The sequence below is a fragment of the Arthrobacter sp. SPT-J7 genome (genome assembly GCF_059089965.1).
Genome location: NZ_JBNHFF010000205.1, coordinates 1 through 5,819 on the forward strand (window position 1 = coordinate 1; position 5,819 = coordinate 5,819).

General features: G+C 61.3%; 4 protein-coding genes and 1 pseudogene. 4 read left to right on the forward strand and 1 reads right to left on the reverse strand.

From position 1 onward, the window contains the following. The 4 genes and pseudogenes from AC5RWX_RS29375 to AC5RWX_RS29390 all read left to right on the forward strand — a co-directional run. Positions 1-139 (forward strand): annotated as a pseudogene (locus AC5RWX_RS29375) (carbohydrate ABC transporter permease); the annotation flags it as partial. 62 nt (positions 140-201) lie between these two features. Continuing rightward, on the forward strand, positions 202-1,254 hold the full coding sequence (locus AC5RWX_RS29380; protein WP_494099758.1) for a LacI family DNA-binding transcriptional regulator: 1,053 nt from the start codon (positions 202-204) through the stop codon (positions 1,252-1,254). Between the two features lie 559 nt (positions 1,255-1,813). Next, positions 1,814-2,482 (forward strand): hypothetical protein, encoded by a 669-nt coding sequence (locus AC5RWX_RS29385; protein ID WP_494099759.1) that lies wholly within the window; start codon positions 1,814-1,816, stop codon positions 2,480-2,482. Then, a complete protein-coding gene (locus AC5RWX_RS29390; protein ID WP_494099760.1) occupies positions 2,479-4,842 on the forward strand; it encodes a multicopper oxidase domain-containing protein in 2,364 nt (787 codons plus the stop codon). Before AC5RWX_RS29385 ends, AC5RWX_RS29390 begins: the two co-directional genes overlap by 4 nt. 221 nt (positions 4,843-5,063) lie before the next feature. Here the strand turns inward: AC5RWX_RS29390 and AC5RWX_RS29395 are convergent, their stop codons facing one another. Next, entirely contained in the window at positions 5,064-5,441 is a 378-nt protein-coding gene (locus tag AC5RWX_RS29395; protein ID WP_494099761.1) for a DUF7793 family protein, read from the reverse strand. Positions 5,442-5,819 lie beyond the last annotated feature (378 nt).

Consider the following 5,819-nt stretch of genomic DNA (forward strand, 5'->3'; position numbering starts at 1 on the left):
TGTCCAGACCCAGTTCGGCCTGGACCGGGGATCCATGACGGCCCTTGCCGCCGTCTACTCCGTCCCGGTCATCATCCTGGCCCTCCTCTTGCAGCGCAAGATCGTCGCAGGAATGACGCTCGGCGCCGTCAAGGGCTAGACAAAGCAACGAGTAGCCTACTGGTAACCCCGAGGGGCAAACCATAAGGACGTGGGAGACAAGTGAGCAACAAGAACATTGGTATCAAGGATGTGGCCGTTGCCGCCGGAGTGTCCGTGACAACTGTCTCCCACGTCCTCAACGACGTTTCCTATGCACGGATCAGCCCCGGGACCAGGGACAAGGTCAGGTCAGCGGCCGAGGAGCTGGGCTATGGGCCCAACCGCCTGGCCCAGGCCCTACGCACGCAGCGGACCGGCATGCTGGGCCTGGTCAGCGAGGATATCGCCACCACGCCCCATGCGGGCCGGATCATCCTCGGCGCTGACGAGGCCGCCAAGGCCCGGGGATACAACCTCATGATCATCAACACCTCCGGTTCCGCAAGCCTGGCATCCCGGCAGGCCGACGTCGAGGCCCTCCTGGAACGCCGGGTGGACGGAATCCTCTACGCCACGATGTATCACCGCAATGTGGAACTACCGGCCAACCTCGGCAGCGTACCCTCGGTCCTCGTCGACTCCGTGGCTAGCGGCGGAAACATCACAGCCGTGATTCCTGACGAGGAGGGTGGTGCACGCACCGCAGTGGAAGCGCTCCTCGCAGCGGGCCACACCCGTGTCGGCTTCATCAACAACATCGACGACGTTCCTGCAACCCATGAGCGCCTCCGGGGCTTCCGGGCTACGCTCGCTGAAGCAGGGCTCGACGGCGAAGCGGCACCTGTCGAGTCCGAGGTCTCCGAGGTGCAGGGAGGCTACGAGGCGGCCCGGCGTATCCTGGCAGGCAAGGACCGCGCCGATATGCCTACGGCATTGTTCTGCTACAACGACCGGATGGCGATGGGAGCCTACCGCGCCGTTGCCGAGTTGGGACTCAACATCCCGGCTGACCTTTCAGTGGTCGGCTTCGAAGATCAGGAACTGATCGCCGCCAACCTTTACCCGGGCCTCACCACCGTGGCCCTGCCTCACTACGAAATGGGCGCCTGGGCCATCGAGCACCTGATTGACGCCGTCGAGGGGAAAACCGACCTTACCCTCATGGCACTTCACCCGACCGTTCTGAGCTGCCCCCTCGTGCGCCGTGATTCCATCACGACTCCGCGGCAATAGGGCCCAGCGACCATACTGGAAGCTCGCGGTCTAGACGCTCACCTAATCCTCGTAGCGCAACACGCCCTCATCAGTAGTTTCTTTTGGGCCTGCTTCCGGTGAGCTGTCGAAAGCAACCTAACGCCAACCGCCGGTGTACAGACGCATTCGAAACGACTTCTCTGTGCGTGAGGGGGTTTGGATCAGGGCCAATCTTCTCTACGGAAGCGAGGTGGACGTGGAGTCGCCAGGAAAGCATCTCCTGTCCATGTGTCATTCTCTGCCGACGACCCGGAAGCGGATGGCTCTCGGACATCCTCGTTTGCGACTGCTTCTACGCACATGTTTATGTTCATCATTGCTCCCCCTGAACAAGTTCTAGACCCACCTTAGGGAGCGGTCTCGTTAAGAGGAAGAGAGTTTGTCCATCAAAGCGAGTAATTGATGCAACCTTGAGCATTTCAGTGTTAACGCACCTGGCAACAGCCAACTTGCACCGTGAGTCGTCCTGGAAACTTCAAGGTTTCTATAACTCGGACTCCCTACTTTGGCCTTATCCAAAAGACGGTACGGAGTGGCCATGAAATTTCTGCAGGGCGCGGCCCTTAACAAGGCATTGAACCGCCGCCAGTTTGGCAAGGTGGCTGGCGGAGCAGCGGTCCTCCTGGCCGGTGTAACGTACGGTGCCGTCACGATCGCCGAAGGAAGTGCCGAAACAACGGTTCGCACGGCGTTCGGCAAGGTCTCGGTTGTTCGCGTCAGCCGCCTGCCCCGCCTGGATGCGCAGGGCCACAGCGCAGCAATCAACCACATAACAACAGGGTCAATCTTCAGCGGACAAGGCGCTCCAGACTCCGGTCGAATCCGTGTCAGCGGGGCGTCGGCAACTAGCGGCGGCCACAGTCACGGCGACGCACTCCTTAACGCGGCTTGGCCGCAACCCATCAACCTCACCTGGGGTGATGTGCTGGTGCTTGAAGCGGATATCTACAACGAAAGACCGGAGCCGGTACTGTTCAGTCCCGCCCAGCTCCGACTGAAACTGGCGCCGTCAGGCACAACGGTCACGCCCAAGGATTTCGACCGCATTCCCGGCATGCTCGACGCAAACGCCAGGGAACGGATCCGGATCAGCTACTTAGCTCCGCATTCCTTGAATACCTTTGAGCTTGAGTTCTCTGACGGCGCGCACGAGCGCGTTCTACGGCTCGCTATGCCGCCGGTGACCACTATGGAGGTCTTGTCATGAGCCCACTGAATATGTACATCAATGATGGATTCCTTCCCATGGTGGACGGATCGCTGGTTTACCACCGGGGCTTCGGTGATAGGGCTACTCCGACAACGGACGCGAATCCCGCGCTGAAAATCAGCCCGCACGTCTTCACTGCCGCCGGCGCGGTGGTAGCCAGCCGGCACTACCCCCTTAATGCTCCTGTTCCCCCCTTTGGCAGGCCCCGGCCCCTGAGTCCGGACCCCGAGTTCGAGCGTCAGTTTCTGCCCCGCCGGGCCCACTGGGCCAGCTACTTTCCGGAGCGGGCGCTGATCGCCGAAACGGGAAGTACCGTCAGCATCATGCTGCACAATAATTTGCTGCAACCACACGAACTGCTTTTCCACGGTGCCGGTGTGAACACTCCCGGTGGAGCCAGGACTGACATCAGCAGCGGTGTTGTCGGTCCAGGGCAAAGGAGACTCCTGGAGTTCCCGGCCCCTGCGCCTGGCACGTACCTGTTCTCCGACCCAGGAAATGAGCCCGTGGAAAGAACCCTTGGCCTGTACGGTGCCTTGGTTGTCATCGACCCCAGTGATGCGTGGCGCCTTAGCCCTGGTGGCATCGAGTTCGAGCGTCAGTGGCTGTGGCTGTGCCATGATGTCGAGCCGAACTGGGCGCGTATCGCTTCCAGAGGGCAGACCGTCAATGCGGCCACCACCCCTGCCGTGCCGCGGTACTTCACGCTCAACGGCTACTCCGGCTTCCAGGCGCTGGCGCTCACTACCGATGAGGTGTTTAACGAGCACCGGGAGGAGGACACGCTCCCCTCAGGTTTTCCCAGGGAAACGGATGTGCGGAATTTCAGCGCGTCCCCCCAGCCCGGTGCAGTCCGCACGGGGCAACTTATGCGAATGGTCAATGCCGGTATCACCGACCATCAGCTGCACTACCACGGGAACCACGTGTGGACGGTACGGGCCAACGGCATGGACTTTCCCCGTACAGGTGGCAGAGTCAGCCCCCAAGGTGATGTCATCCTTCAGCAGTGGGAGGACACCGTCCAGCTGCAGCCGTTTGAAACCAAGGAAGCAATGCTGCCGGTCCGGCGTCCGCCTGAAGTTATTGACGAAGTGTGGGATGCCAGGACCGAAGACTGGAAGTATCCCATGCACTGCCACGCTGAGCCATCACAGACAGCGGCAGGAGGCCTCTATCCTGGCGGTCTGATGTCCGACTGGGTGCTCGCCGCAGGACCGATACCGGAGCCTGGCCTACCAAGCACTGTAGAGGACGAGGCCCACCACACCTTCCGCAGTCAGGTGGACTTCGCTTCGGACCAGCCCCATGAGGGCAGCCCGGAGACCGAATTCCTTCTCCGCCCCAACGTCTCAGTCGAGATGGATTTTTTCAGCAGGGAACTGGACTTCCCGGACGGCTCGGAGCACGAGGTGTGGAGCTTTGAAAACGACAAGTCAGGACGGCAGCTGCCGGGGCCGGTTGTGCGGGTGACGGAAGGGCAAATCTTTCATGCGACCATCAAACCCAGCAAAAACGTCCATACCCTTCACTGGCACGGCCTCGAACCGGATCCCCGCAATGACGGTGTGGGCCACACGTCCTTCGAGGTGTCAGGACACTACACCTATCAGTGGCGGCCAGAGGCTGCAGAACCAGGCAACCCGAACCGCGGGGCGGCAGGAACATACTTCTACCACTGCCACGTCAACACTCCACTCCACGTCCAAATGGGCATGTTCGGAGCGGTGATCGTCGATCCCACGGCAAACCCGGCAAAACCGGCCCCTACGGGAACCCGCCGCCACTCGTTCGAAGGTCCGCTGTATGACATCGCGACGGAAACGCTGATCGCTCCATATTCAGTCGACCCTCGATGGCATGAAATGAACCATGCAGAGGGCCTGTCCGGTGAGGACGCAGGCCTCAACCGCTTTGAGCCCCGCCACTTCTTTCTGCTGGGCGGCGTCATCCCCGCCCGGCCCCGGGGCGACCGGGTCTGGGCAGTCTCCCGTATGCAGGCAAACGTGGTGACGAGCAAGAAGGCGCCCACACTGGTGCGGATGGTGAATGTGGACTATTTCCCCACGCGCACACGGTTTCTGGACGCCGCCGGAAAGCCCGCGGCCATCGCCGAACTGGTGGGGCACGACGGACGTCCGTTCTGGAACACCCCCAGCCCGGCAGGGCCTGCCGTTCAGCCGTCCACTGCAGGAGAACCGCTGCTGACCAGCATCATCAAGTCCGGGGCGGCGGAGAAGTTCGACTTCCTGCTGCGCCCGCCGGCAGCGGGAAAATACACCATTGCCATCGACTTCCAGCATTGGATCACCGGTGAGGTACTCGCGACCCGCACTGTGGCCGTCACCGCTGCATGAACAACGTCGAGCGCATCCGGTTTTAGGGGATGCATGAATGGAGAAAAGGATCAGGTTTGGCCGCGTGATGATCTGCTCAAAGACCCGGCGAAGGGCCGCCCAGGCGTTAGCCCTTTCCCGGGACTCCGCGCCAGGAGGCCGGCGTGTCAGGGACCACCCTGGGCGGACGGGCCGCGGCCCCAGGGGCGAAGTGCGACCGCTCATTCCCAAGGGGCTTCAGGTCACACGGTGGTGCTTTTCCCTAGCCACGCCATTGCTTCCATCCGTGAGGTGAAAAAGCGTTTGGGACGGGTTGTCTTGTTCATTGCCAAAACAAAGTTCGCGACGACTTTGTCTACCGGTGAAGTGCCCAGCAGCGCCACTTGTGATGCCTGGCAGGTCTGGCCGAAGACAGCGCGCGCTCGCCGGCTGACCGCTGACGTTGTGGCCATGTCCACCAGCAGCGGGCGTTCCGTATGTCCGCATAGCTCGTTGACCATGTGCATGGCTGCCTCAGCATCACCTGATTGGATGATTGCGTTGCGCGACCACTTCAGCTGAAGAATCCCATATTCATCCAAAAACAGCTCAGCTTTGCGTGGTCCGACAAATGCCGTCACTTATACCCCCCCCAAGGCTTCATTCGTGCGTCCTAAATGTAACCCGACTGGATAAGGACTGCCTCCTCAACCGGGTTATCTCTTTTGCCAGTTGGTTGTTCATCCATTGGCGGTACGCTCCCCAAAGGTCGTCGTTCCGGAGCCCAAAACTTTTGCCCCCATGCGGGCCCGTGCAAGCAGACTGGATCGTCACACCGCTGGAGGGGATGACCATTGAGACGGTGCGTACTGCTGTAACTCCTGCCTTCCTCACTGCCGTGAGGTCGTTAACGGTGCCCCGGCGGCACCGCCTACGTGCACACGGTCATCGACGACCACTCACGGGTCGCCTACGCCGAGATCCACGGTGACGAAACAGCTGCCACCGCGGTCGGAGTG

Bases quoted from the DNA above. Each gene is read 5' to 3' on its own strand.
- AC5RWX_RS29385 (WP_494099759.1), top strand. From the start codon at position 1,814: ATGAAATTTCTGCAGGGCGCGGCCCTTAACAAGGCATTGAACCGCCGC.
- AC5RWX_RS29390 (WP_494099760.1), top strand. From the start codon at position 2,479: ATGAGCCCACTGAATATGTACATCAATGATGGATTCCTTCCCATGGTG.